The 22737-nt window shown below is 55.2% G+C and carries 20 protein-coding genes and 1 riboswitch; of the genes, 5 read left to right on the top strand and 15 right to left on the bottom strand.

What is annotated here, in order from left to right:
• Positions 1 to 190 precede the first annotated feature (190 nt).
• Positions 191 to 1036: a helix-turn-helix transcriptional regulator gene (locus MKX76_RS20905; RefSeq protein ID WP_341034547.1), complete on the bottom strand. Its 846-nt coding sequence runs from the start codon at positions 1034 to 1036 to the stop codon at positions 191 to 193.
• Between the two features lie 138 nt (positions 1037 to 1174).
• Between MKX76_RS20905 and fabF the strand changes: the two genes are divergently transcribed.
• From fabF to MKX76_RS20925, 4 genes are all read left to right on the top strand, one after another.
• Positions 1175 to 2419, top strand: coding sequence for a beta-ketoacyl-ACP synthase II (gene fabF / locus MKX76_RS20910; protein WP_210094245.1), 1245 nt, complete (start codon positions 1175 to 1177; stop codon positions 2417 to 2419).
• A 201-nt stretch (positions 2420 to 2620) separates the two neighbouring features.
• Positions 2621 to 3133, top strand: coding sequence for an RNA polymerase sigma factor (locus MKX76_RS20915; RefSeq protein ID WP_210094246.1), 513 nt, complete (start codon positions 2621 to 2623; stop codon positions 3131 to 3133).
• Positions 3133 to 4017, top strand: coding sequence for a DUF3298 domain-containing protein (locus MKX76_RS20920; protein WP_341034548.1), 885 nt, complete (start codon positions 3133 to 3135; stop codon positions 4015 to 4017). Before MKX76_RS20915 ends, MKX76_RS20920 begins: the two co-directional genes overlap by 1 nt.
• Before the next feature lie 202 nt (positions 4018 to 4219).
• Positions 4220 to 5344, top strand: coding sequence for a stalk domain-containing protein (locus tag MKX76_RS20925; protein WP_341034549.1), 1125 nt, complete (start codon positions 4220 to 4222; stop codon positions 5342 to 5344).
• 194 nt (positions 5345 to 5538) lie between these two features.
• Here the strand turns inward: MKX76_RS20925 and MKX76_RS20930 are convergent, their stop codons facing one another.
• Together MKX76_RS20930 and MKX76_RS20935 are read right to left on the bottom strand one after the other, a co-directional pair.
• Positions 5539 to 5958: a hypothetical protein gene (locus MKX76_RS20930; protein WP_340897814.1), complete on the bottom strand. Its 420-nt coding sequence runs from the start codon at positions 5956 to 5958 to the stop codon at positions 5539 to 5541.
• A gap of 65 nt (positions 5959 to 6023) precedes the next feature.
• A complete protein-coding gene (locus tag MKX76_RS20935) occupies positions 6024 to 6653 on the bottom strand; it encodes a carbohydrate-binding family 9-like protein (RefSeq protein WP_340897815.1) in 630 nt (209 codons plus the stop codon).
• A gap of 198 nt (positions 6654 to 6851) precedes the next feature.
• Here MKX76_RS20935 and udk point away from each other — a divergent pair, with 198 nt between their 5' ends.
• Positions 6852 to 7487 (top strand): uridine kinase, encoded by a 636-nt coding sequence (udk, locus tag MKX76_RS20940; protein ID WP_007130673.1) that lies wholly within the window; start codon positions 6852 to 6854, stop codon positions 7485 to 7487.
• Between the two features lie 158 nt (positions 7488 to 7645).
• On the opposite strand, the gene MKX76_RS20945 is transcribed toward udk, so the two are convergent.
• The 12 genes from MKX76_RS20945 to MKX76_RS20995 all read right to left on the bottom strand — a co-directional run bounded on the left by MKX76_RS20945 (position 7646) and on the right by MKX76_RS20995 (position 22685).
• The gene (locus MKX76_RS20945) at positions 7646 to 9964 is read right to left on the bottom strand and encodes a histidine kinase (RefSeq protein WP_340897816.1); all 2319 of its coding nucleotides are present in this window, start codon (positions 9962 to 9964) and stop codon (positions 7646 to 7648) included.
• Positions 9961 to 10590: a potassium-transporting ATPase subunit KdpC gene (kdpC, locus tag MKX76_RS20950; RefSeq protein WP_340901414.1), complete on the bottom strand. Its 630-nt coding sequence runs from the start codon at positions 10588 to 10590 to the stop codon at positions 9961 to 9963. The genes MKX76_RS20945 and kdpC overlap by 4 nt, the downstream gene beginning before the upstream one ends.
• 96 nt (positions 10591 to 10686) lie before the next feature.
• Positions 10687 to 12720 (bottom strand): potassium-transporting ATPase subunit KdpB, encoded by a 2034-nt coding sequence (gene kdpB / locus MKX76_RS20955; protein WP_007130677.1) that lies wholly within the window; start codon positions 12718 to 12720, stop codon positions 10687 to 10689.
• Positions 12721 to 12742: 22 nt separating this feature from the next.
• Positions 12743 to 14422: a potassium-transporting ATPase subunit KdpA gene (gene kdpA / locus MKX76_RS20960; RefSeq protein ID WP_340897818.1), complete on the bottom strand. Its 1680-nt coding sequence runs from the start codon at positions 14420 to 14422 to the stop codon at positions 12743 to 12745.
• Positions 14423 to 14453: 31 nt separating this feature from the next.
• Positions 14454 to 14531 (bottom strand): K(+)-transporting ATPase subunit F, encoded by a 78-nt coding sequence (gene kdpF / locus MKX76_RS29785; protein ID WP_077570726.1) that lies wholly within the window; start codon positions 14529 to 14531, stop codon positions 14454 to 14456.
• Positions 14532 to 14686: 155 nt separating this feature from the next.
• On the bottom strand, positions 14687 to 15097 hold the full coding sequence (locus tag MKX76_RS20965; protein WP_341034550.1) for a hypothetical protein: 411 nt from the start codon (positions 15095 to 15097) through the stop codon (positions 14687 to 14689).
• Positions 15098 to 15226: 129 nt separating this feature from the next.
• Positions 15227 to 15401: riboswitch (cyclic di-AMP (ydaO/yuaA leader) on the bottom strand.
• Between the two features lie 568 nt (positions 15402 to 15969).
• Entirely contained in the window at positions 15970 to 16890 is a 921-nt protein-coding gene (locus MKX76_RS20970; protein ID WP_007130681.1) for a proline dehydrogenase family protein, read from the bottom strand.
• A 275-nt stretch (positions 16891 to 17165) separates the two neighbouring features.
• Positions 17166 to 18605: a serine hydrolase domain-containing protein gene (locus tag MKX76_RS20975; protein ID WP_341034552.1), complete on the bottom strand. Its 1440-nt coding sequence runs from the start codon at positions 18603 to 18605 to the stop codon at positions 17166 to 17168.
• Between the two features lie 54 nt (positions 18606 to 18659).
• Positions 18660 to 19421, bottom strand: a complete 762-nt coding sequence (locus MKX76_RS20980) for a ChbG/HpnK family deacetylase (protein WP_007130683.1) — start codon at positions 19419 to 19421, stop codon at positions 18660 to 18662.
• On the bottom strand, positions 19418 to 20254 hold the full coding sequence (locus MKX76_RS20985) for a carbohydrate ABC transporter permease (RefSeq protein WP_341035069.1): 837 nt from the start codon (positions 20252 to 20254) through the stop codon (positions 19418 to 19420). Before MKX76_RS20985 ends, MKX76_RS20980 begins: the two co-directional genes overlap by 4 nt.
• Positions 20254 to 21129 carry a carbohydrate ABC transporter permease gene (locus MKX76_RS20990; RefSeq protein ID WP_341034553.1) on the bottom strand — a complete coding sequence of 292 codons (876 nt, stop codon included), beginning with the start codon at positions 21127 to 21129 and terminating at the stop codon, positions 20254 to 20256. The genes MKX76_RS20985 and MKX76_RS20990 overlap by 1 nt, the downstream gene beginning before the upstream one ends.
• Positions 21130 to 21422: 293 nt before the next feature.
• Complete coding sequence (locus MKX76_RS20995; protein ID WP_007130686.1) at positions 21423 to 22685, bottom strand: ABC transporter substrate-binding protein; 1263 nt, start codon at positions 22683 to 22685, stop codon at positions 21423 to 21425.
• Between the last annotated feature and the right edge of the window lie 52 nt (positions 22686 to 22737).

Here is a 22737-nt window from a genome sequence, read left to right on the forward strand (position 1 = left end):
TGATGCCATGATCACCCTTGTGGAGCTGCTGAACATTCTCAAAGGTGTTGCCGCCGTGTTAAGCATTCTGCTTAGTGCACGGAAGCTGTACCGCTGAACTGCACCCCTAATGTTGGACACCATCTAACATATTGGGGGTGCAGTTTTTGTATGGCTAAATTTAATGCCGAAAACAGACCCAGACCCTAACTCACCCCCCCATCTCCTCCATCAGCTGCCGCAGCTTCGCTTCCGTATTCGTGTCCGGTGCAGGCGTGTAGATGCTGCAGCGCAGGTCGGCATTCCCGTACACCTTCAGCGAGGTGAGCTCGTACACCATTTTTCCGGCCTTCGCATGCCTGAATTCCAGATGCACCTCCGGCGCGTAGCTGACCTGGCTCTCCTCCCACATCCGGGTAAAATCCGGATTCTTCCGTTTCATTTCTTCCAGAAATCGGTCATACCATTCATCTCCGACATATTGTCCGTAGTAGGACCGGAACATCGCCAGATAACCGCTGGCGAACTGCTCCCAGTTCACGGCCAGCCGCCGGAATTCGCGGCGTGTGAACAGCAGGCGGATCATATTCCGTTCCTCCGGCGGAATCCGGTCGAAATCCAGGAATACGAAGGCTGCGGCCCGGTTCCACCCGACGATGTTGCACATCCGGTCGGAGATCACGACAGGGCACAGCTTGAGCTCTGTCATGATCTTCTGCAGCGAAGGACTGATCTGAACGGCTTCCTGCTGAACGGGGTACACTTCCCCACCCCCCTCAAATGCCAAAGAGTACAAATACCGCCGCTCATCCGCATTCAGCTGCAGCGCATTCGCAACGCAATCCAGCACGGACGAGGACACCTGAATGTCCCGTCCCTGCTCCAGCCATGTATACCAGGTGGTGCTAACGCCGGCCAGCTGTGCCACTTCTTCCCGGCGCAACCCCGGCGTTCTTCTGCGCGTACCTGGCGGCAAGCCGACGGATTCCGGCGATATTTTGGCCCGCTGGCCTTTCAGGAACGCCGACAGCGCCTGCAGCCTGACTTGAGAGTTCATACCTGTCCCCCCTCGCTATCCAGCTCAGGATAGCAGTAATTATACTAGGATAAACACTATCTTGTAATAGGATATAACTAGTGACATTATAGCCTTAAGCAAGACAAGATATAAAGTCTTAGAGGAGGCTGACATCTTATGGAAAGAGTTGTGATTACGGGCATGGGCGTCATTTCGCCGCTCGGCAATGACACCGAAACCTTCTGGGCGAGGCTGTCCCGGGGCGAGTCCGGCGTTTCGCCTATCGATACATTTGATACCTTAAAGCATAAAGTGAAAATAGCAGGCACCGTCAAAGAATTCGATCCAAACGAGCGATTCGGCGCGAAAGAAGCCCGCCGCATGGACCGCTTCTGCCAGTTTGCCCTGGCAGCGGCCGATCAAGCCGTGTCCAGCTCCGGGCTGGACCTGACCCAGGTCAACCGGGAACGCATGGGCGTCTACGTCGGCTCCGGCATCGGCGGCATCCAGACACTCATGAATCAAAGCGAAACGTTGGCCTCACGGGGGCCGGAGCGAATAAGTCCTACGCTCGTGCCGATGATGATCCCCAACATGGCTGCCGCCATGATCAGCATTCGGTACGGGACGTTAGGGCCGACGCTCGCTCCGGTGACCGCCTGCTCGATCGGGAACACCGCCATCGGCGAGGCCTTTTATCACATCCAGGCTGGCCGCTCGGATGTCATCATTGCAGGTGGTACGGAAGCGGCTCTGACCGGCATATCCGTCGCCAGCTTCGCGAACGCAACCGCCCTCTCTACCCGGGAAGGCGATCCCGCCCGCGCCAGCCGTCCGTTCGACGCGGATCGCGACGGCTTCGTCATGGCGGAGGGCGCCGGCATCCTGATCCTGGAGTCGCTTACGCATGCCAAGCGCAGAGGCGCTCCCATCCTTGGCGAAGTGATCGGCTACGGCGCCAGCTCGGACGCCTATCATATGGTTGCTACTCCTGCGGATGGCGAAGGAGCTGCCCGGGCGATGAGAGCTGCGCTTGCCGAGGCACGGCTGTCGCCAGCCGATATCGATGTCATCAGCGCCCATGCCACGAGCACCGTCATTGGCGACCGTTCGGAAACAGCGGCCATTAAGCAGGTATTCGGGGAGCATGCGTACCGGATTCCGGTGACGGCCAACAAATCGATGACCGGCCATATGCTTGGCGCCTCGGGCGGCATCGAGGCGATCGCGCTCGTCAAATCACTGCAAGAGGGCGTCATTCCGCCCACCATCAATCTGGAAACGCCAGACCCCGAGTGCGATCTCGATTATGTACCGAACCGGGCCAGACGCTCCGATGGTCTGCGGATCGGCATCTCCAATTCGTTCGGCTTCGGCGGGCATAATTCCGCGATTATTATCCAAAAATGTGAAGGTGAATAGAAGTTAGCGTCAGGACCCCGGTGAAGCTGGGGTCTTTTGCTTGTTGCGCGGCTTTCTCTGCCTGCTAAATCGTGGACGGTCGCAGCAGACCAAAATTTTTTTTAAGCTAATCAAACTTTTCAAACCACTCGCACGTCTTGCTTCCGTAAGGCAATTGCAATTGATGGTTACCCGCGCGGGCCCAAAGGAGTGTCTGATTACATGAGAGGCGGCCGGAAGCTGGAGAAGCTTCTAATCCAATGCATCACCGAAAACCAGGAAAGGGCGTATCGACTGGCTTACAGCTATGTCCGCAACAAAGAGGATGCCCTCGACATCGTACAGGACGCCATCCACAAAGCGTTCATGTCCATGGAAAACCTAAAGTATACGGGTTCATTAAAAAGCTGGTTTTTCCGGATCGTTGTGACAACATCCCTGGATTTCATACGAAAACAGAAAAAAGTCCAAATCATGGACGATGAAAAACTGGAGGTCGTGCTGCCAAGCAGTCAAGACCATTATCCGAATCTGGACCTGGCAAGATCACTGGATGAACTGCCGGACAAATACCGGATCGTGATTATCCTCCGATTTTTTGAAGATATGAAGATCGAAGAAATTGCCGAAGTGCTCCATGAGAATCTCAGTACCGTGAAAACAAGGCTCTATCAAGGACTGCAGAAGCTTCGGGTGAACATGAGCGAGGAAGACCAAGAGGAGGAGCGACGATAATGCATGACAAGCTGAATAGGATGAAGCAGGAGTATGAGTCCATTCCTATTCCCAATGAATTAAACGAGATGGTGAACAGAACGATCGCCTCCCGGCGAAAAAAAATAAAGGCCATGCCCTGGCTCGCCAGCGCCGCGGCTGCATGCATCCTGCTGTTTGCCGGCGTAAACGCCAGCCCGGCCTTCGCCCAGGCGCTGTCTGAAGTGCCGGTGCTCGGGAAGATCGTCAAGGTGATCACCATCCGGGAATATGCCGAGCAGAACGAAAACACCGATGTGCACCTTAAAACGCCCGGCATTGCCGGCACCGGCGATCCTGAGCTGGAGCAGTCCCTAAATACCAAGTATTTGGAGGAAAACAGGAAGCTGTACGAGGACTTTAAGGATGAAGTGGCTCAGCTGGAAAAAGGCGGGGGCGGACATCTCGGGCTGGAAAGCGGCTATGAAGTCGTCACCGATACGGATCGGCTGCTGACCCTCTCCCGTTATGTCGTCGAATCGGCCGGATCATCCGCCGAATCCCGCAAATACGATACGATCGATAAAATCAATCACATCGTCATCACGCTGCCGAGCCTCTTCAGCGACGACCGCTATATCCAAGCGATCAGCGACAATATTAAAGAGCAAATGCGTCAGCAGATGAAGGACGACCCTAACAAGGTCTACTGGGTTCAGCAGCCGGGCATCGAACCCGATATGCCGGAAGAGGAGATGTTCCGAAGCATCGCGAAGGATCAGAACTTCTACATTAATCAGGACGGCAAGCTGGTCATCAGCTTCGATGAATATGACGTAGCGCCGGGCTACATGGGCGTTGTGGAATTCACGATTCCAACGGAGGCGATCCAGGACTTGCTCGTCAGCAACGAGTATATCAAATAACTAATAAGAAGCCGTTTTGTACCGCGCAATAGCTCCACAGTGTACGGTGTGGCGTCACATGTCGGGAAATCAACCACATGAATGGCGCCGAGTAAGGGAGCAGGAAATCACCTCGGGCGAGCCCGGCTGGGCATGATTCCAATGTAACAACTAACAACTACTGTACGACTATATCCTTTTTTAACACCAGGAGGTAATTACGATGAAAACGATGCAGCATACAACAAAATGGACCAAAACCTTGGTTGCGGCCGGCTTGGCAGGCATTCTGATGGTGTCCGCTTCCGGGCTTCCTTCCGCTCATGTCCATGCACAGGCCAAGGCCGCTTCCGGCAACGGACGGATCACGGCTCCCGCGCTTGCCGCGCCGCTGGTTACCAGCAAGACACTCCAATCCACCGAGAAATGGCTCGAGGCCGATATCACCATTCCCGTATTCCAAGGTCTCAGCGACGCTAAATATCAGGATCAGCTGAACGATATCATTGAATCCCATGCCTTCAAGGATCTCGCAAAATGGGAACAGGAGGCCGCGGCATCCGCAGCTCTGGCCCAAAAGAACGGCTACGCCATGCATCCCTACCAGCTGCTGATTCAATATGAGCTGACATCAGACGGCTCGGACAACGGTCTGGTCTCCCTGAAAATCACGACGGAGGGGACCGGCATGAACAATCCGGATACCCGTATCGATACGTACAACTTCACGAATGAGGCCGAAGCGAAGCGCGTAACGCTTGCGGACCTGTTCGGCAGTAAGTACCCATCCATTCTGGATGCGTATATTAAATCCGCGATCGCTGCAGATCAAGAGCGCTATTTTGAAGGGGAGGACGGCTTTCAGGGTGTAGATCCCGAGCAGAGCTTTTACGTGAAGGACGGCAAAGCGTACATCGTGTTCCAAGAATACAGCATCGCCCCGGGATCAACCGGCACGCCCGAATTTGCCGTTAAGCTTCCGGACCGTAAGGAGGAAGTGCACGGAGCTGTCCAATCGATCATTCCTTCCGGCAAGCATTACATCGGCAAAGACGGCAAGATCATGGTGCCGTTGGCAAGCGCCCTGCGCCAGCTGCAGTTCGACGTTGCATGGAACGGCAAGCGCAAAGCCGCCGACATTTCGAAGGGTGCCCTTTGGAGCTCCATCAGCTTGAACAAGGACAGCTACTTCCTTGGAAAAAAAGCCCCCCGCAAGCTCGGTGCAGCACCGGAGATGAGAAACGGACACGTATACGTGCCGCTTGAGTTCCTGTCCGACATTCTGAATTTGAAGGTCAGCCAAGATAATAAGAACGGTCAGATCACAATCTCCGTCGCAGGAAAATAAAAAAACGCGCTTCAGTCCTTCTACACGCCCTCATATTACAGTACATTAAGAGACCGCCCGCATTCATTTGCGCGAGCGGTCTCTTTTTCACAGCCAAAATGCCTATTCTCTCGTCGAAGCGACGATGTTTAAGGCACCTTCCGAACCGTCATCATTATAAACATACAGATGGTATTCGCCCCATGACTGCTTCCCTACGCCCTTTTCAAATACTCCCGGTAGCCCCACAGGGCTTCATCCAGCTGGCCTTCGCCTTCCAGCAGCACCATGACCGCATAAGAGATCATGTCAATCCATTCCTCGATTGTTTCCTCTTGGTCGGCCGTCAAGAGCCCATTCCTCCGCAGCATCCCCTCCGGATACACCGCCCAGGCCGTTGCCAGTTGGCAGATGCTCCAGAAGCAAGCGATGATCTCCCGATCCAGCGCCGGTTGGCCATGGTCATCAGCCAGCACCTCGATGATCTGCATCAACTCGTGAAAGTTCTCCTCCACCAGCTCGCCGTTGAACGGGCGCAGCATGCCGAGAAACCCGCGCTGCTTCTTCGGATGCTCGAGGTCTTCATGCACGAAAGCGTGACATTTCAGAAGGAATACGGCATGCTCTCGATCCATTTTGTTTCACCCCATGTTGTTTATGTATAAAGGAGAGCCTTTTATCCGCTGAACCATTTAAGCCTCTATTCCTCAAATACGAGCTTGCCGAACCGGGACGGAATATGGTAATTCACCTCTCCCGTCGGGCTCCACGCCTGAAATTCCTGCAAGCCCTGGGGATCCTCGTCTATACGGTAAAAGTTGACGTTCCAGCTCCCGCCCGCACGAGGCGGATTCCCGAAATTGACGGCCGGGATCGCGATGTCGTATATTCTTCGACCTTTGTCATCCTGCGTTACGGTAGTTTCAAGTCCGGCCAAATCCCACGCCACATCACTGGCGGTAATCGACTTCATGCCGTCGTTTTGGATCCGGGCGTCAAAAACAACATTATGCGGGCTGACCTCAAGCTCGATATATTCGCTCCCCGCTCCCGTCTCATCAATGAACAGCTCGACCACATCCTGCTCGTACAGCGGATCATCCCTGTGCCGATACTGGGATACAACATGAGAGTCTTGGCAGATAAACCGGACATGAAACCATTCCGGGCTCCAACAGGCCTGGACGCTTGTCTGTTCCTTCACAGGCTTTCCCGTCACGGTATCGGTCAGCTCCACCGCTTCACAGCGCTCCCAATCGATTGCGGCGCCGTCCTCTCCTGCCCCCCTGTAAACCGCGCGCTTGCAAGGATAAATCGGTACTGATGCCATCCTTCATCTCTCCTGTCCATATGAGCATTTAGCTTTATGATAATCGATCCAGATTCTGTTAACCATTCCTTGGTTAGAATAGTGATGAGAAAAATTCGAAAATCCCAGCTTTTACTCTGCGTCCTCATAGTGAAAAAAGGCGCATGCTGTGCTACAATAATGAAATTGTAAACTTCTAGGGAGGGTTATGGATTCGCCATGCTCATTATAGGTATCGCCGGCGGCACGGGTTCAGGCAAGACAACGGTTGCCCGCTCAGTCATCGACCGACTCGGCTCAGATAAAGTGACGTTCATTTCTCAAGACAATTATTACAAGGATCACCCGGAGCTCAGCTTCGAGGAGCGCGAAGCGATCAATTACGATCATCCGTTTGCCTTCGATAACGATCTGCTCATCGAGCATCTGGGCATCCTCAAGCAGGGCTTGCCGGCACAGGCGCCCGTGTACGATTTCACCAAGCATGCCCGCTTCAAGGATCAAACCGTGGAGCTTAAGCCCAACAACATTGTCATCATCGAGGGACTGCATGTGCTGTCCGATGAGAACCTTCGCAAGCTGCTGCACATTAAAGTATTCGTGGACACCGATCCCGATGTGCGCCTCCTCCGCCGGGTCGTCCGGGATATCGAGGACCGCGGCCGGACGATTCAGTCCATCCATAATCAATACCTGTCGACCGTAAAACCGATGCACGAAGCGTTTATCGAGCCTTCGAAAAAATACGCCGACCTGATTATTCCGGAAGGCGGACAGAATGAAGTCGGCATCCAGCTGCTATCCACCCTGACGGAAAAATATTTGACCGGCGACCGCTCGCTGTCCGGCGAATAGAAGCCCTTAAAAACGCATAACTGACCGTAGCTTTGCATAACAACAACGCCCGCATTTCCTATACAGGAAGGCGGGCGTTCTGATAACTGGAACACTATCGGCGGGTCATTGAGCGTATAGGGCATCATCGGCTATCTATCGCCTGAAGCAACCGCCCTTTACTGGCCGGTGTCGGCAATGACCAGCACATCCATATGCCTGGCCCGTCTCAGCAATTGCTTCACAAACCGCATTTGGGAGGAGCCAGGGAACCCTTTGCCCGGCGGCTGAGCAATAATAAGCTGGGTAGCCTTCACTTCATCAGCCGCCGCGATCAGAAGCGCAGGCAAGTCGTACGCTTGCTTTCCCTGCAGCTCCAGCGGACGAAAAATCCCCCCAAGCCGCTCCGTCATCGCCTGAAATGGATCCCTTCGTGCCGGCATGGACAGCTTGCCGTCTTCAGATCTATCCGGCAGCGGCGTTACATACCAGGCCGCCTTCAGCCGGTAGGCGATTCGAAAGCCGCGGCGAATGATTCGCTCCGACTCGGGACCGCTGCCGACGAGAACATAGATCACTTCCTCCCGTCGCCACGGTCCCCGCAGCGAGGCGCTTCGCTCAAGGGATTCCAACCGCTCATCCACGTCGTCGGCGATTTCCCTTAGCGCTAGTTCCCGCAGCGCAATCAGGTTTCCGGTCTTGAAGAAGGAGCCGAGCGCTTGCTTAATGTTCTCGGACGCATAGATTTTGCCCTCCCGCATCCTCTGCTGCAGGGTCTCGGGGGTGACGTCGATCAGTTGAACCTCGTCAGCCAGCTGCAGAATGCGATCAGGCACAGTTTCCCTGACGCGGACGCCGGTAACCTGCAGGACCGCATCGTTCAGGCTCTCCAGATGCTGCACATTCACGGTCGTAATGACGGAGATTCCGGCAGACAAGATATCAAGCACATCCTCATACCGCTTTTTGTTCCGGCTGCCGGGCACATTCGTATGGGCCAGCTCGTCGACCAGCACGACATCGGGCTTTCGCCGCAGGATCTCGTCGGTATCCATCTCTTCCAATCGCGTCCCGCGGTATTGCTTCGTCTTCCGCGGCATTACTTCCAGCTCGCCAACTTGAGATTGGGTTTCGGCGCGGCCGTGGGTCTCGAGGAGACCGACGATCACGTCCAGACCTTTTCGGCGCAGGTCGCCGCCTTCCCGCAGCATCGCATACGTTTTTCCAACGCCGGGGGCCGCGCCGATATACATCTTGAACCGCCCCCGCTTTGCCTGCTCGATCCGCTCATCGAGCTCGGTCCCGCTAAGCCGTTGAAACGCCCCTGCCCTCGGCGGATTCGGTTGAATCCGGGCGGGAATGATGCGCTCGCCGTTATGGGCTGTCCGGTCAGCCACCACGAGCAGGTCCACCCCTCGCATTTGCCGGAGCAGATCATGAATGACCGAGCCCTGCCACAGCTCTTGACTTCGGGTCTGCTTCGAATGTCCCAGCACGATCCGGGTGACATGCCGATCCAGTGCATACGTCAGGATCGCTCCTGCGAGTTTGCGCCGGGAGCGTAACGGAAGCTCCTCCAGGGTCGCTCCGATTCGCTCTGCCAGCTTCTGAAGGGAACTTCTGAAGGCGGCTTGCTCCTTCCCGAGCGTCGATCCGGGCTTCACGAACGTGACGACGAGCAGCTCGCCGTTCAGCCGCTTGGCAATCTGCTGGCCGCGACGCATATAGATGGATCCGTTCCAATGATACTGCGCTGCGACCAGGATCCGCTCGGCGGCGCCGGAAGGGCCTGTCAACCCACGCTCCCTCCGATGCCGCTCCAGCGAGCTGTTAACGCCCTCCGCTACCAGCCGAAGGGTAAGCTCTCTAAGCACGGCCAGATTGCCCCGCTCCCAAGCATCGCCGCCGGCAAGCAGACCGCTTTGCACCCGCTCCAGCATCGTCTCGGGCGTAACGTCGATCAGTACCACTTCGTCGGCGAACTCCAGCGTATCCGCAGGCAGCGAATAACCGGCCGTGACGCCCGTCAATCTGCTCGCGATATCGCCTACGTCCTTCAGCTCATAAGCATTGATCGTCGTAATAACGCTGATGCCGTGGCTAAGAAGAAAACGGATATCCTCTAGCCGGGTCTCGAACCTGGCTCCCTGGCGGTTCCGGTGCGCCAGACCGTCTACCAGCAGCACCTCCGGATTCCGCCGCAGCAGCCGTTCCAGATCCAGGTCCTTACGCTCATTCCCGCTTTCGAACCAGTGGATGCTGGACACCCGCTCCAACTCCCGGGCCTGCTCCACCGTATCAGGCCTCTGCATCGTTGATACGGCGGAGATGACAACATCGATCCCCTGCCGTTTCAGGCTCTGGCCTTCGCGGAGCATGTGATAGGTTTTGCCGGACCCGCTTACAGCTCCGATATAGACCTTGAGACGTCCTTGCCTCAGCTTTAAGATCGATCGCAGGATTTCCTCCGGCGATTTTCTTCGGTAGGGCTCAGTCAATGTTCCAAAAGCTCTTGCAGCGCCAGATTCAGCTTGAGCACATTGACACGGGGCTCGCCAAACACGCCGAAATCCCGCCCTTCCGTATGCTCCTTCACCAGTCGTTTCAACTCCGCTTCGGCAATTCCCGTCCGCTCGCTGACGCGCGGAATTTGAACTTCAGCCGATTTCGGCGTGATATGAGGGTCTAGTCCCGAGCCCGAGTTCGTGACGAGATCGATCGGAAGCTCTTGGACGGGAACGTTCGGGTTGTTCTTCTTCCACGCCTCGATCTCAGCCTTGGTCCGCTCCAGCATTTCCGGGTTTGACGGGGCATAGTTGTTGCTGCCGGATCCCGCCCCGTTATATTCGATGCTGGATAACCTGCCGTGGAAATATTTCGGATCCGGGAAGCTCTGACCGATCAATTCCGAGCCCACCACATTGCCGCTTCGATCCTCGATCAAGCTGCCATTGGCCTGCTTCGGCATCAGCAGCTGCGCGGCGCCTGTCGTTACGAGCGGGTACAGTAAGCCGCACAGAACAATAAAGACAAAGCTCGTTCTCACCGCAATCCCGACCGGAACGCGGATCGCCTCGGCTCGAGCGGAAACACGTCCAGAGGCTTTTTGCACAGGATGATTCATCATGGTTCTTCGATCCCTTCTGATTAGGTTCATCGCGATATTGTGACCGGCGGGCAAACTCTTGCATCCCTTGCTAGGACCGCCAAGGCGCTCGCCTTAAATCCATAGATGGACAATCATATCTATCAGCTTGATGCCGACGAACGGGACGATAACCCCGCCAAATCCGTAGACCAGCACATTGCGCTGCAGCAGCTTGGATGAGCTCATCGGCTTGTAGGACACGCCCTTCATCGCAAGCGGAATCAGCACTGGTATGATGATCGCATTGAAAATCAGCGCCGATAAAATCGCCGACATCGGGGAGCCGAGCCCCATAACATTAAGTGCGCCCATGCTTGGAATAGCCGCTGTGAACATGGCCGGAATAATTGCGAAATATTTGGCCACGTCATTGGCCACGCTGAACGTGGTCAAGGCACCGCGCGTCATCAGCACCTGCTTGCCAATGGCAACCACCTCGATGATTTTCGACGGATCGGAATCGAGATCCACCATGTTGGCCGCTTCTTTCGCGGCAACCGTGCCGCTGTTCATCGCTAGGCCGACATCGGCCTGCGCCAGCGCCGGAGCGTCGTTCGTCCCGTCGCCGGTCATAGCAACCAGCTTGCCCTCCGCCTGCTCCCGGCGGATGACCGCAATCTTATCCTCCGGTTTGCTCTCCGCAATGAATTCGTCGACGCCCGCCTCGCGGGCGATCGTCGCTGCGGTCAAGGGATTGTCGCCGGTGCACATAATCGTCTTGATGCCCATCCGGCGCAGCTGCTCGAACCGCTCCTTCATGCCCGGCTTCACCGTATCCTTCAGGTAGATCAAGCCGTAGAGCCGGTCGTCGACGGCAACCGCCAGCGGCGTGCCGCCCTCGGTGGCGATAGCATCGCTGCTTGGGATCAGATCTGCGGGGATTTCTCCTCCTTGTGCCTGCACCCAAGCTTTCACCGCGTCCACCGCTCCCTTGCGAACCTTCCGGCCATCCTTCAGATTCATGCCGCTCATCCGCGTCTCGGCCTTGAATTCGACACACTCGGCGCAGGACGCCACCCCTTCATCGAAGGCATATCCTTCCTTCTTCATCAGCTCCAGCACGGAACGGCCCTCGGGCGTCTCATCCAGCAGAGAGCTAACGGCCGCCCACTGGGCAACGGAAGCCAGCGATTCGCCGCCCACCGGAATGAATCGGCTGGCCATCCGGTTCCCGAATGTGATCGTTCCTGTCTTATCCAGAATCATCGTATTGATATCCCCGGCTGCTTCTACCGCCTTCCCCGACATCGCCAGCACATTGAACCGGGTGACCCGGTCCATCCCCGCAATGCCGATCGCTGACAGCAGACCGCCGATCGTCGTCGGAATGAGGCAGACAAGCAGCGAGATGAGCACCGGAACCGACAGCTCGATGCCGAGGTACTTCGCAATCGGCGCCAGTGTCACCACCACGATCAGGAAGATGAGCGTCAGTACGGTCAGAAGCGTGTTAAGCGCAATTTCGTTAGGCGTCTTCTGTCGGGAGGCTCCTTCAACAAGCGAGATCATCCGGTCCAGAAACGATTCTCCCGGATCGCTCGTAATCCGAATTTTGATCGTATCGCTAACCACGCGGGTGCCCCCGGTAACCGAGCTGAAGTCGCCACCGGCCTCTTTGATCACCGGCGCAGATTCGCCGGTGATGGCCGATTCGTCGACGGATGCCAGTCCCGCGATAACCTCGCCGTCGCCAGGTATCATTTCGCCTTGGGACACGATGACGATATCCCCTTTTCGCAGCTCGGTCGACGGAACTACCGTAACGCCGCCTCCTTCCGTTACTTTATTGGCCGTCATCTCCTTCTTGGACTGCTTCAAGGAATCGGCCTGCGCTTTTCCGCGCCCTTCCGCCATCGCCTCCGCGAAATTCGCGAACAGCAGCGTAAAGAGCAGGATCAGGAACACGGTCAGATTGAAGCCGATGCTGCTCTCCGTCCCAAAATAGGACGGAAACAGCGTCATCAGCAGCACCACGATCGTTCCGGCCTCCACCACGAACATGACCGGATTTTTCAGCATCAAGACAGGATTCAGCTTCACAACGCTGTCCTTCAGCGCCTGAACGACCATCGCTTTGGTCATTAAACGTTGTTTGGGGTTATTCATTGTCCTAAGTCACCTCTTCTATTTAACGAATCGTAAGATGCTCGGCAACCGGCCCGAGAACCAGTACAGGCAAAAAGGTCAGCGCGCCGATAATCAGCACGACGGCAATCAGAATGCCGGCGAACAACCCGTTATCAGTACGGAACGTTCCTGGGGTCTCCGGCACCCACTGTTTCCGCATCAGCGATCCGCCGACCGCCAGCAATGCGATCATCGAAATATAACGGCCGAGCAGCATGACCAGACCGGTTGTTACATTCCAAAACGGCGTGTTATCGGCAAGCCCTTCAAACCCGGACCCGTTGTTCGCCGCCGAAGACGTATATTCATACAACACCTGGGAGATGCCGTGGAACCCTGCGTTCGTAATGCCTGATTGACCCGCATCGGTCATCAACGCAAGCGCTGTCGGTGCCAGGATGATGAACGGGTGCACCAGGATCACGACGGCGATCAGCTTCATTTCCTTCGCTTCAATCTTCCTGCCAAGAAATTCGGGTGTTCGTCCGACCATCAGCCCGGCCAGGAATACGGCCAGAATCGCGTACATGAGCATGTTCATCAAGCCGACGCCCTTCCCGCCGAAGACGGAATTAAGCATCATTAGCGCTAGCGGCGTGATGCCCCCAAGCGGGGTCAGGGTATCGTGCATGTTGTTGACCGATCCGGTCGTGGCCGCCGTCGTGACGGTCGTAAACAAGGAGGATTGCGGAATGCCGAAGCGGACCTCTTTGCCTTCCATGCTGCCTTGGGACGAATCAATCCCGAGCCGGTTCAGCGCTGGATTCCCGCTTGATTCGGCCGCATAGTTCAGGGATAGAAAACCGATGAACAGCGTCATCATGACAGAGAACACGATCCAGCCCTGCTTGCGGCTCTTGGCGAACAATCCGAACGTATAGGGCAGGGCAGCCCCGAGGCTCCACATGCACAATATTTCGATCACGTTCGTCAACGGGGATGGATTCTCGAACGGATGCGCGGAATTGGCTCCCATATGGCCGCCTCCGTTCGTTCCCAAGTGCTTGATCGATTCAAGCGCGGCTACCGGGCCGACCGCAATCTGCTGCTCTGATCCCGAAAGGGTCGTTACGCTCATGGTCGGCTTTAACGTCTGCGGCACCTGCAGTGCCACCAGCAGCATGGCAATAAGGAAGGCCGCCGGGATAAACACCCGGGTCATGGCCTTCACGAAGTCTTCGAAGAAGTTGCCGACCGTAGCGCCTTTCGTCGTCACGGCCCGGATAAAGGCGATGGCAACGCACAGCCCGGTGGCGGCGGACGTGAACATCATCATCATGATCACGGCCATCTGGGAAAAGTAAGAGAGGCCCGACTCCCCGCTATAGTGCTGCAAGTTCGTATTGGTCATGAAGCTGATCATTGTATTGAGCGACAACGTCGGCTCCATGTTCTCGATGCCGTTCGGATTCCACGGCAGCACCTGTTGAAAACGGAGGATGGCATACCCTGCTCCGACCAGGATGATATTGGTGAGCAGGAAGCTGAGCGCATAGCCCTTCCAGCTCATCCCCCTGCGTTCCTTGAGTCCGATGAGGGCAAATATCGGGCGTTCCGCCCAGGAGAACCATTTGTCCGTGCCGCCGGGTTCATTGCGAAACACGAGATAGAGGTAGGTTCCAAGCGGCTTGACGAGCAGCAGCAGAACCAGGATGACGATGGCGATTTGTACGATGCCCATGATAAGCGGCTTCCTCCTTTATGTTTGAATCCTAAAATTTTTCGGGATGAATCAGCGCATAAACCAAATATAAAAATAACGCAGCGGTCAATATCAAAATCAGCGTCATGGCCTGTCACCCTCCGATTCTTGAATAACGCGGCCGCACCAGCTTATGAACAGCCGGAACAGCCCGTAGGCTGCACCTAGCAGAAGCAGCATATATACATCCTGCATTGTTATCCCTCCTTGGCGGTAAGCCGTAAAAACAGCTCTTTCCGGTAGCTAGTCTAAAAGCGCGGCGATCAGGAAATCGACGCGGTCATGATTCGTGTGCAGCACGACATCCGCGCCAAGCCCTCTGTAAATCAGTCTCGGATTGCCGGAATTTGTAATAACATAGATCGAAGCCGAGGTCCATGTCCGGCATATTCGCAAGTAGCGGCAGCAGAGGTTCAAACTGTTCTCGAACAGAAACACCTTGCCGATCGGCCGTTCGGGAAGCACCCAGGTCTGCTCGTCTCTCGTGTCGAGCATGATGACATCCTTGCATCCGAGCCTGCTCGCCCTCTCCCCCTCTGCAGGGTTGTTTGCCAGAACGGCGAACGGGATCTCCCTTAAGAGCAATTGGCGGATGAATGCCTCTCCGGCCTTGGTCGGCGCGGATATCAGAATCGTGTCTTGCTGTTTTTCCATACGTTCTCCTCCTCGTGTCCGTCGGAGAAGGCAACAAAAAAGAAGCCTCGGGAGGAGAAGAACTCTTCCCGCGGCTTCTTCCTAAAGGCACGGCGAAAAACACCGCGGCTTCGTCAAGTCACGACAATCGTTGCCTCTCTCGATACGCTTACGAGGTTAGCTGACGGATTCGGGCGTGAGAGTCGCCCTACCCATAGACCGTTATCTTGTCTATGGGATTCACCCCGGAGAGAACGCGCGAAATCGCGTCTCCCGATTGGTTCCCCCGCTCCTTTTTCATTCAAGGACTCAGCGAAAATGAATCTAGCGAGCTGCATGTATTCGGTTAATGGTTGACCCTGATGTTTTCGAAAACTGTCAAAGCGGCCCGGCCGAGGGTCAAGCGGTGAGAGGCACTTGACGCAAGTACGAGCCGAAGGACCCCATAGCGGTCTCCGGCATACGCGCTTTTTTCCGATGGAAGGCCGCAGCTCCCACACTGGCCGGCTTCCACGGCGGTATCAGGCCGCCCTGCCAGCTTCCGGAAATCATCCGGTCAATTCATAGTTCGTATCATACGACCGGCGATTCGGGAAGTAAATGCAGACGAAAACCCGTGTAACGTATTATGGAACAGGTGCAATCCGGAAAGTCCTCTTCATCCCCGATTATCTTCTCCATACTCGATATCCCTCTCTATTTCGCCATTTCTTAGCAATAAAGCGATATAAGGCGATGGAATGGCAATAATGAATGCCATTCCCAAATGTACGCGCTTTCCTTCGCTGTTTTCACGTTTTTTCAGAAAATAACGGCCACAAATCGGAATTTACTTTTTCCGACCTTTCGTACCGTTTCCCTACCGAAATCGTCAGCGGTTTTTCGCTTCCCAATCACTTGAACATATTCCTCAGCACCATCATCAGATTGGCCGGCTTCTCTGCAATGCGGCGGGTAAAATACGGGTACCACATCGTGCCGTACGGCATGTAGCATCTTATTCGATAACCGTCCTGCGCTAGCCGGGCCTGGTCCTTCATGCGCAGCCCATACAGCATTTGAAACTCGAACGCATCCTTCTTGATCCGGTTCTGCTCTGCAAATACTTTGACCCAATCGATGATGTTGTTATCGTGGGTCGCGACAGCGGTATAGGCTCCTTGGTCCAGCTGAAGCTTGATTAAATTTTTATAATTGCCGATGATCTCCTGCTTCTTCTGATACGCAATCGTTCCCGGCTCCTTATAAGCTCCCTTGACCAGCCGGAGTTTCACCCCTTCCTTCATTAGCATCCGGACGTCCTCCTCCGACCGGTACAAATAGGCCTGGATGACCGTTCCCACATTGGTCAGCCCCTCCTTATGAAGCCGCAGCGTCATATCGATCGTGGCCTGCGTGAATGGCGAGTCCTCCATGTCCAGCCGTACGAAGTTGCCATGCCTTTGGGCCGCCCGGACCACCGTTCTAATGTTCTCGTATGCTGCCTGCGGGTCGAGCGCCAAGCCCATCTGCGTCGGCTTCAGGGATACGTTCGATTGCACTCCCCGGTTGGCGATGCCCTCCACAAGCCGAATATATTCCTCCCGGTAGGCCGAAGCCTCCGTCAGCGAAGTAATGCCCTCTCCCAGATGGTCCAGCGTTACCAGGATTCCCTTCCCGTTCAGCCTTTCGATCTCATCGAGTGCCTCTTCCAGCGTATCTCCCGCAATGAATCTGCCCGCTAGTTTCTTGCCGTAACGAATCGAAAGCCATTTCACCAGCCGGTTCCCCGACACCGTCAACACGACTTTCCGGTAAAGCTCGGTCCCGTCCATGCATGCCTCACCCTCTTCTCGGAGTAAAATGCGCTCTACCTTAACTCATATGCAAAAAAGGTCGCATCATGCGAAGAGGACATTCCTTCGGCTTGGTGGGAGTTTCCGCTAAAATGGAAAAGCGACTTCGGAAGGGAAAGAAACACACGTTAAAAAACGCTCGGAGAAATCTCCGAGCGTCCAAGCGCGTTTGTTCATTGCTGATGTTACGGCTGTGCTTGAAGCAATTCTATGGTTCACGCCCCAATCTGCACTTGAGGGAGCGCCTAGCCTCATTACTGCCCTTCCCTTGCCTGACCCGTAATCGGCTTCAGCCCCGGGTCTCCAAAGGATACGTTGACCGATTGGGCCAAATGAAGCCCGTCTTCTGTAAAGTCAGCCTCCACGGTCAGGCAGAACGGCGTCTCGACCGCCCGAAGCGTGATCACCAGGTTGCCCTTATCATTCCACGTCATGGAGGAGCATACCTTGCCCTCCTCCATCCGGAACAGTCTCGTCGTGCCTTCCGCCCATGCGTTCCGGCCAAGCACAAGCGATTCGAGGCCGTAATGCGCTTCGATCTCCAGCACGACTCTTTCTTCCGAGAATCGAACGCAGAAGGTACGAAGCTTCTGCTCATTCTCCTCGAGCTCGAACACGATTCCGGAAACTTCCGGCTCCCGGGTGGAGAAGGCCTGGTATTTCGGCGGCTGCACGTTCAGCGCTCCAAGCGTTTCGGTGACCGAGACCGCCGCTCCTTCATTCTCCGGTAAAGCATCCGGCTCAAAGGCAGGCACCAGATGCTCCCATACGCTGTTCAGGACGGCCTGCATATCATTCAAGCCCGAGGTGATGGCGATCACCGCCTCCAGCTCGGGGTGAACGATGCAGTATTGGCCGAATGCGCCATCGCCGCGGTAGGCGCCATGCAGGCATCTCCAGAACTGGTAGCCGTATCCTTCCGTCCAATCGGAGGAGCCGTCTGCCGGCCCGTTCGAAATCTGCTTCGACGTCGCTTCGAGGACCCACGCCTCCGGAATGAGGCGCTTGTCTCCCCAAACGCCCTTCTGCAGATACAGCTGACCGAATTTCGCAATATCCTCCGTCTTCAGCTTGAGTCCCCAGCCGCCGGCATTGATGCCCCGCGGACAGTTCTCCCATGTAGCTCCGTGAATGGCGAGCGGTTCGAAGAGCCGAGGCTCCAAATACTCCAGCAGCGTCTTGCCGGTAATCTTCTGCAGGATCGCCGAGAGCATATACGTCGCCGCGCTGTTGTACACGAAATGGGTTCCCGGCTCATGCTCCACGGGCTGCTTGAAGAAGTCGGCTACCCAGTCCTCGGATTCCAGCGCCGGTTCCGCCGCATGGCCGGTCCCCATCACGAGCAAATCCCGCACAGTCATCGCTGCCAGATTTTCAGATGGAGCCTCCGGCGCATATTCCGGAAAGAAGCCGATCACTGGATCCGTCAAGGCGATGCGGCCTTCCTCTGCGAGGAGCCCGATCGCAGTGGAGGTAAAGCTCTTGCTTAACGAGAACAGCATGTGCGGAATCTCGGGTCCGTAGGGATCCCACCAGCCTTCCGCAATGACATGGCCGCGGCGCAGCAGCATAAAGCTGTGCAGCTCTAGCCCTTGATCCTGGACCGAACCGATAAAGCGCTCGATGGCCCGCGAGGAAATGCCTTGGCGTTCGGGGGTGCTTCTTGACAATGATTGAACCGTGTCCATACTCATAAGAATCCGCCTCTCCCTGTATATTGCAAGTAATCGATCATCCTGTCAGAACCATTATACACCAGATCCTGAAACCGCTTCATCATATCGAACCGGTCGAAAGCCATGGCGCTCGCTGATCTCGATCAAGTTCTCCTGCATCAGAAAGGCAGCCTCGGCATCACGCCCGCGCGCAAGCTCTTCGCCGTCGACCCGGGCGTTGCCGCATTGCGTCATCTCCTCCGAATAGAGTGCCGGATGAGACAGAAAGAAATATTGCTCGTCTGTGAGCCTGCTGAGCACAGCCTCGAATTGCGGGATGGAAGATGGAACGCCGTCAGGGAAAAAATTATAGTAATACCGGTGATTGATCAGTCCTTTGCTTGCGATCCAGCGGTCCAGCTCTTCCTGAAGCCCGGGGACGAAGCGCTCCGGCATCATATGCGAATCCGCATACGTTATGCGAAAGCCTAGCGCCGTCAGCTTATCCAGCTGCGCGCTGCACTCGGCCACAATCTCCTCCAAGGCCGGAGGAGATTGCTGGAACATCGACGGATCCTGATAGAAATATCCGCTTGGGTCCACAAGCGAAGGAACCTGTTCCTTCGCCGAAACAGGTCCCCATCTGATGCGGTCCCACTCCGCATTCAGCGTCATGTGGAATCCGAAGCATATGTCATCGCGGCGGGCCAGCAGCTCGGCAGCTTCCGCCACATACGGCCCCGGCGCCATAACGGATACGTTTTTGATAAATCCGGCGTTTACGGTTCTTGCAATCGCCAGATTGGCCGAACGGCTCGAGCCCAGATCATCCGCTCTGGTAATGATCCGCCTCATTTTACCGCACCTGCAGCAATCCCTTTGATGATATACTTTTGCGCAAAAATATAGAAGATGACCACCGGGATAATCGTTAAGGTCAGGCCGGCCATCGCCTGGTTCCATACGATCGTGAATTCCCCGAAGAAGTAGAACGTCGAAAGCGGAATCGTCCGCAGCCCTTTATCCGACAGCGTCAGGGACGGCAGCAGATAGTCATTCCACAGGGCGATCACGTTCAAAATCGCTACCGTTACGGTGATGTTCTTCAGCAGCGGAAATACGATTCTCCAGAATACGCCCAGCTTGGAGCAGCCGTCCAGCGTCGCGGCCTCTTCCAGAGCGACCGGTACCGACTTGATAAAGCCATGGTATAGGAAGACCGCCATGCTCGAGGTAAAACCGACATTCATATAGATCAAGCCCTCATGCGTGTTCAGCATCGGAATATGCAGATTGCTGCGAATCCAGTCCATGACCTGCATGAGCGGCATCATCAGCGTCTGGAACGGAATGAGCATCGTCGCCACGAACGTGAAGAAAATGATTTTGCTCAGCTTGTTATCCGTCCGCACCAGCATCCATGCCGTCATGGAAGCCAGCACGATGACAAGAATCACTGAGACGACCGTCACGTAGAGCGAGTTGCCAAGCGCCGTAAAGAAATTCATCTTCTCCATCGCCGACTTGTAATACTCGAAGCTGAAGGATGACGGAAACGCAAGCGCGTTCTCATACAGCTCCGCACGGTCCTTGAACGAGTTGATCAGCATGATGAAGACAGGAGACAGGAAGACGATCGCGAAGAGAAGCAGCACAATATCGAGCAGCCATTTGCCTGTTTTCCTCATCACATCTGCACCTCTCTTCTCTTCGTAATGATCACTTGGGTCAAGGTAAGTCCGGCTACGATCAGGAAGAAGATGATCGCTTTCGCCTGGCCTATGCCGTAATTGCCGTAAGCGAATATTTCATTGAAAATATTCATCGCAAACATCTCGGTCGCGTTATTCGGACCGCCCTTGGTCAGGGACAGGTTCACGTCGTAGATTTTGAATGCGCCCGACAGGGTCAGGAACAGACAGATCGTGAACGATGGCATCAGGAGCGGGAAGACGATGTTCTTCAGCCGCTGCCACAGGCTCGCGCCGTCGACTTTGGCCGCTTCCATCAATTCATCCGGGATCCCCTGGATGCCGGCAATGTAGATGATCATGGTATAGCCGGCCAGCTGCCAGGTAAATACGACAACGATCGCATACAGCGAGAACTGCGGATGCAGGAGCCAGTTGAAGAAGATGCTGCCGAGCCCGGTTTTCTCCCCAAGGAAGCTAAAGGCATCGGTGAAAATGAACTGCCAGATATAACCGAGAATAAGGCCGCCGATCAGGTTCGGCATAAAGAACATCGTCCGTGCGGCATTACGCGAGCGAAGCTTGGTCGTCACTAGCAGCGCGAATCCCAGGCCCAGGATGTTGACGCATACCAGCGCCAGAAGCGTAAACTGCACGGTGTGCCAAGCCGATGACAGGAAGCGTTCGTCCTGGAAGATCTGGACATAATTGTCCATGCCCACAAATACTTTCGGATTGGCCGGAATTCCGTCCCACTGGACGAAGGAGTAATAAATCCCGATGATGAACGGGATGATGACCACGGTCGTGAAAATAAACAAAAGCGGTACCGTGAACAGGGCAAACCAGGCTTTGTCCTTTCCTTTGCTCATAATCCATACCTTCTTTCTGTCCCGGATGATCCCCGTGGTAAGGCATCACCTTGATACTTGCAATTGCTGTGTTTTTCGTTTAAACGAGCCCGGTCGGGGTCGTTTCTGGCCCCTTCCGAAGCCGTTGTGCTATGCATGCTGGTGGGAGTAGATGATGTTCGTTACCCGCTACTTCGAGCTTGAAAAAACAAAAGCCTAAACGCTCAGAGTCAATTCGGAACGTCAGAGGCTAGGCTTTCGTTATGATGAAATTGTTTAGATCACCGCTCGTTCACGAGCGCTTGCTGTATCCCTTATTTCGAGGCTTTCGCCCAAACCTCATCCAGCTTCTGCAGGAATTGCTCGCCTGTCATATCCTTGTTCATGAAGAATTCCTGAGTAGCCGGCGCCAAGTCGTTCGTAATGATGCCGGACGGGAAGTAGTTCAGCGCCCAAGGGATCGTCTGGCCGCTGTTCGTCGCTTCATGCACGGCCTGGGACAATGGATCCAGGTTGCCTGCCTCGATGTTGGTCAGCGCCGGAATGAACTTGAAGTCGTCGACGATCGCTTTTTTACCGGTATCGCTGGTGAAGAGCCAGTTCAAGAATGCGTTGGCTGCTTTCACTTCGTCCGCATCGGCCTGGTTGTTGATCACCCAGTAGCTCGCAACCCCGACCGCAAGTTTGTCGTTGCCTGCCAGCGGGAACGGCATCATGCCGATCTTCGAATCCATATCCCCGAAATCGGCGAGCATGGAATAGCTCCAGTTGCCTTGGTGAACCATCGCCGTTTTGCCTGTTGCAAAGTCACCCATTTGGCTGTCGTACTTCACTTCCATCGGGTTTTTGGCATTGGCTTTGATCGCGTCCATGAATTTCGCCCATTCCTGGAATTCCTTCGTATCCGCCATCTTCACTTCGCCTTTGTTCAGCTGGTCGATAAAGGCCAGCGGGTCGGACTGAAGCGCGAACGGCGTATTCAGGATATGCCCGATCAGAAAGTAAGCTTCCTGCGACAGGCTCAGCCCGTTCTTGCCTTCTGCCTTCATCTGCTCCAGCAGCTTCGTGAACGAATCCAGGTCCTTCACGTTCGCCGGATCGACGAGATCCTTGTTGTACACGAGGCCGAAACCTTCAACGCCGTAAGGAACGCCGACCGTCTTGTCTTCCACCTTCAGCTCCATGTCAGGCGCAATATTTTTGACGTATTCCTCACCGCTCAAGTCCGTAAAGTAAGATTTCAATTTCTCCGATTCAGGTCCCGGCGCTACGCTGAAAATCGTAGGGCCTTGATTGCTGCCAAGCTTCGCTACCAGCTGCTGCGAATAAGCATCGCCGGCGGCTCCCCATACTTCAACCTCATTGCCGGTTTCTTCTTTATAGGTCTTAACCAGTGCTTCAAGAGGCTCCGTAATTTCAACCTTCGATTGGAAGAGTGTTATTTTCTTTAGTTTGTCTCCTCCGGATGCTGCTCCCGAATCTTTGTCGGCTGTACCGGAAGTGCCGCCGCAGGCCGCCAATGTGGCCACCAAAGCCGTTGCAGTCAGTACGCTTAATACCTTTTTTACTTTTTTCAAGTGACACGCCTCCCCCGTAAGGACTCAATAAAGTAAAACGTTTACAACCCAA

It is taken from the genome of Paenibacillus sp. FSL R5-0810 (genome assembly GCF_038002285.1).
GTDB classification, from domain to species: Bacteria; Bacillota; Bacilli; order Paenibacillales; family Paenibacillaceae; genus Paenibacillus_AQ; species Paenibacillus_AQ lactis.

What these genes read in the sequence shown, in the direction of transcription:
- kdpA (WP_340897818.1), bottom strand. Translation starts at nt 14,422, where the DNA reads ATGGGCATCGTACAAATCGCCATCGTCATCCTGGTTCTGCTGCTGCTC.
- udk (WP_007130673.1), top strand. Translation starts at nt 6,852, where the DNA reads ATGCTCATTATAGGTATCGCCGGCGGCACGGGTTCAGGCAAGACAACG.
- MKX76_RS20935 (WP_340897815.1), bottom strand. Translation starts at nt 6,653, where the DNA reads ATGGCATCAGTACCGATTTATCCTTGCAAGCGCGCGGTTTACAGGGGG.
- MKX76_RS20930 (WP_340897814.1), bottom strand. Translation starts at nt 5,958, where the DNA reads ATGGATCGAGAGCATGCCGTATTCCTTCTGAAATGTCACGCTTTCGTG.
- MKX76_RS20905 (WP_341034547.1), bottom strand. Translation starts at nt 1,036, where the DNA reads ATGAACTCTCAAGTCAGGCTGCAGGCGCTGTCGGCGTTCCTGAAAGGC.
- MKX76_RS20925 (WP_341034549.1), top strand. Translation starts at nt 4,220, where the DNA reads ATGAAAACGATGCAGCATACAACAAAATGGACCAAAACCTTGGTTGCG.
- MKX76_RS20970 (WP_007130681.1), bottom strand. Translation starts at nt 16,890, where the DNA reads ATGGACGGGACCGAGCTTTACCGGAAAGTCGTGTTGACGGTGTCGGGG.
- MKX76_RS20985 (WP_341035069.1), bottom strand. Translation starts at nt 20,254, where the DNA reads ATGAGGAAAACAGGCAAATGGCTGCTCGATATTGTGCTGCTTCTCTTC.
- kdpB (WP_007130677.1), bottom strand. Translation starts at nt 12,720, where the DNA reads ATGAATAACCCCAAACAACGTTTAATGACCAAAGCGATGGTCGTTCAG.
- MKX76_RS20975 (WP_341034552.1), bottom strand. Translation starts at nt 18,605, where the DNA reads ATGAGTATGGACACGGTTCAATCATTGTCAAGAAGCACCCCCGAACGC.
- kdpC (WP_340901414.1), bottom strand. Translation starts at nt 10,590, where the DNA reads ATGAATCATCCTGTGCAAAAAGCCTCTGGACGTGTTTCCGCTCGAGCC.
- MKX76_RS20990 (WP_341034553.1), bottom strand. Translation starts at nt 21,129, where the DNA reads ATGAGCAAAGGAAAGGACAAAGCCTGGTTTGCCCTGTTCACGGTACCG.
- fabF (WP_210094245.1), top strand. Translation starts at nt 1,175, where the DNA reads ATGGAAAGAGTTGTGATTACGGGCATGGGCGTCATTTCGCCGCTCGGC.
- MKX76_RS20920 (WP_341034548.1), top strand. Translation starts at nt 3,133, where the DNA reads ATGCATGACAAGCTGAATAGGATGAAGCAGGAGTATGAGTCCATTCCT.
- kdpF (WP_077570726.1), bottom strand. Translation starts at nt 14,531, where the DNA reads ATGACGCTGATTTTGATATTGACCGCTGCGTTATTTTTATATTTGGTT.
- MKX76_RS20965 (WP_341034550.1), bottom strand. Translation starts at nt 15,097, where the DNA reads ATGGAAAAACAGCAAGACACGATTCTGATATCCGCGCCGACCAAGGCC.
- MKX76_RS20915 (WP_210094246.1), top strand. Translation starts at nt 2,621, where the DNA reads ATGAGAGGCGGCCGGAAGCTGGAGAAGCTTCTAATCCAATGCATCACC.
- MKX76_RS20980 (WP_007130683.1), bottom strand. Translation starts at nt 19,421, where the DNA reads ATGAGGCGGATCATTACCAGAGCGGATGATCTGGGCTCGAGCCGTTCG.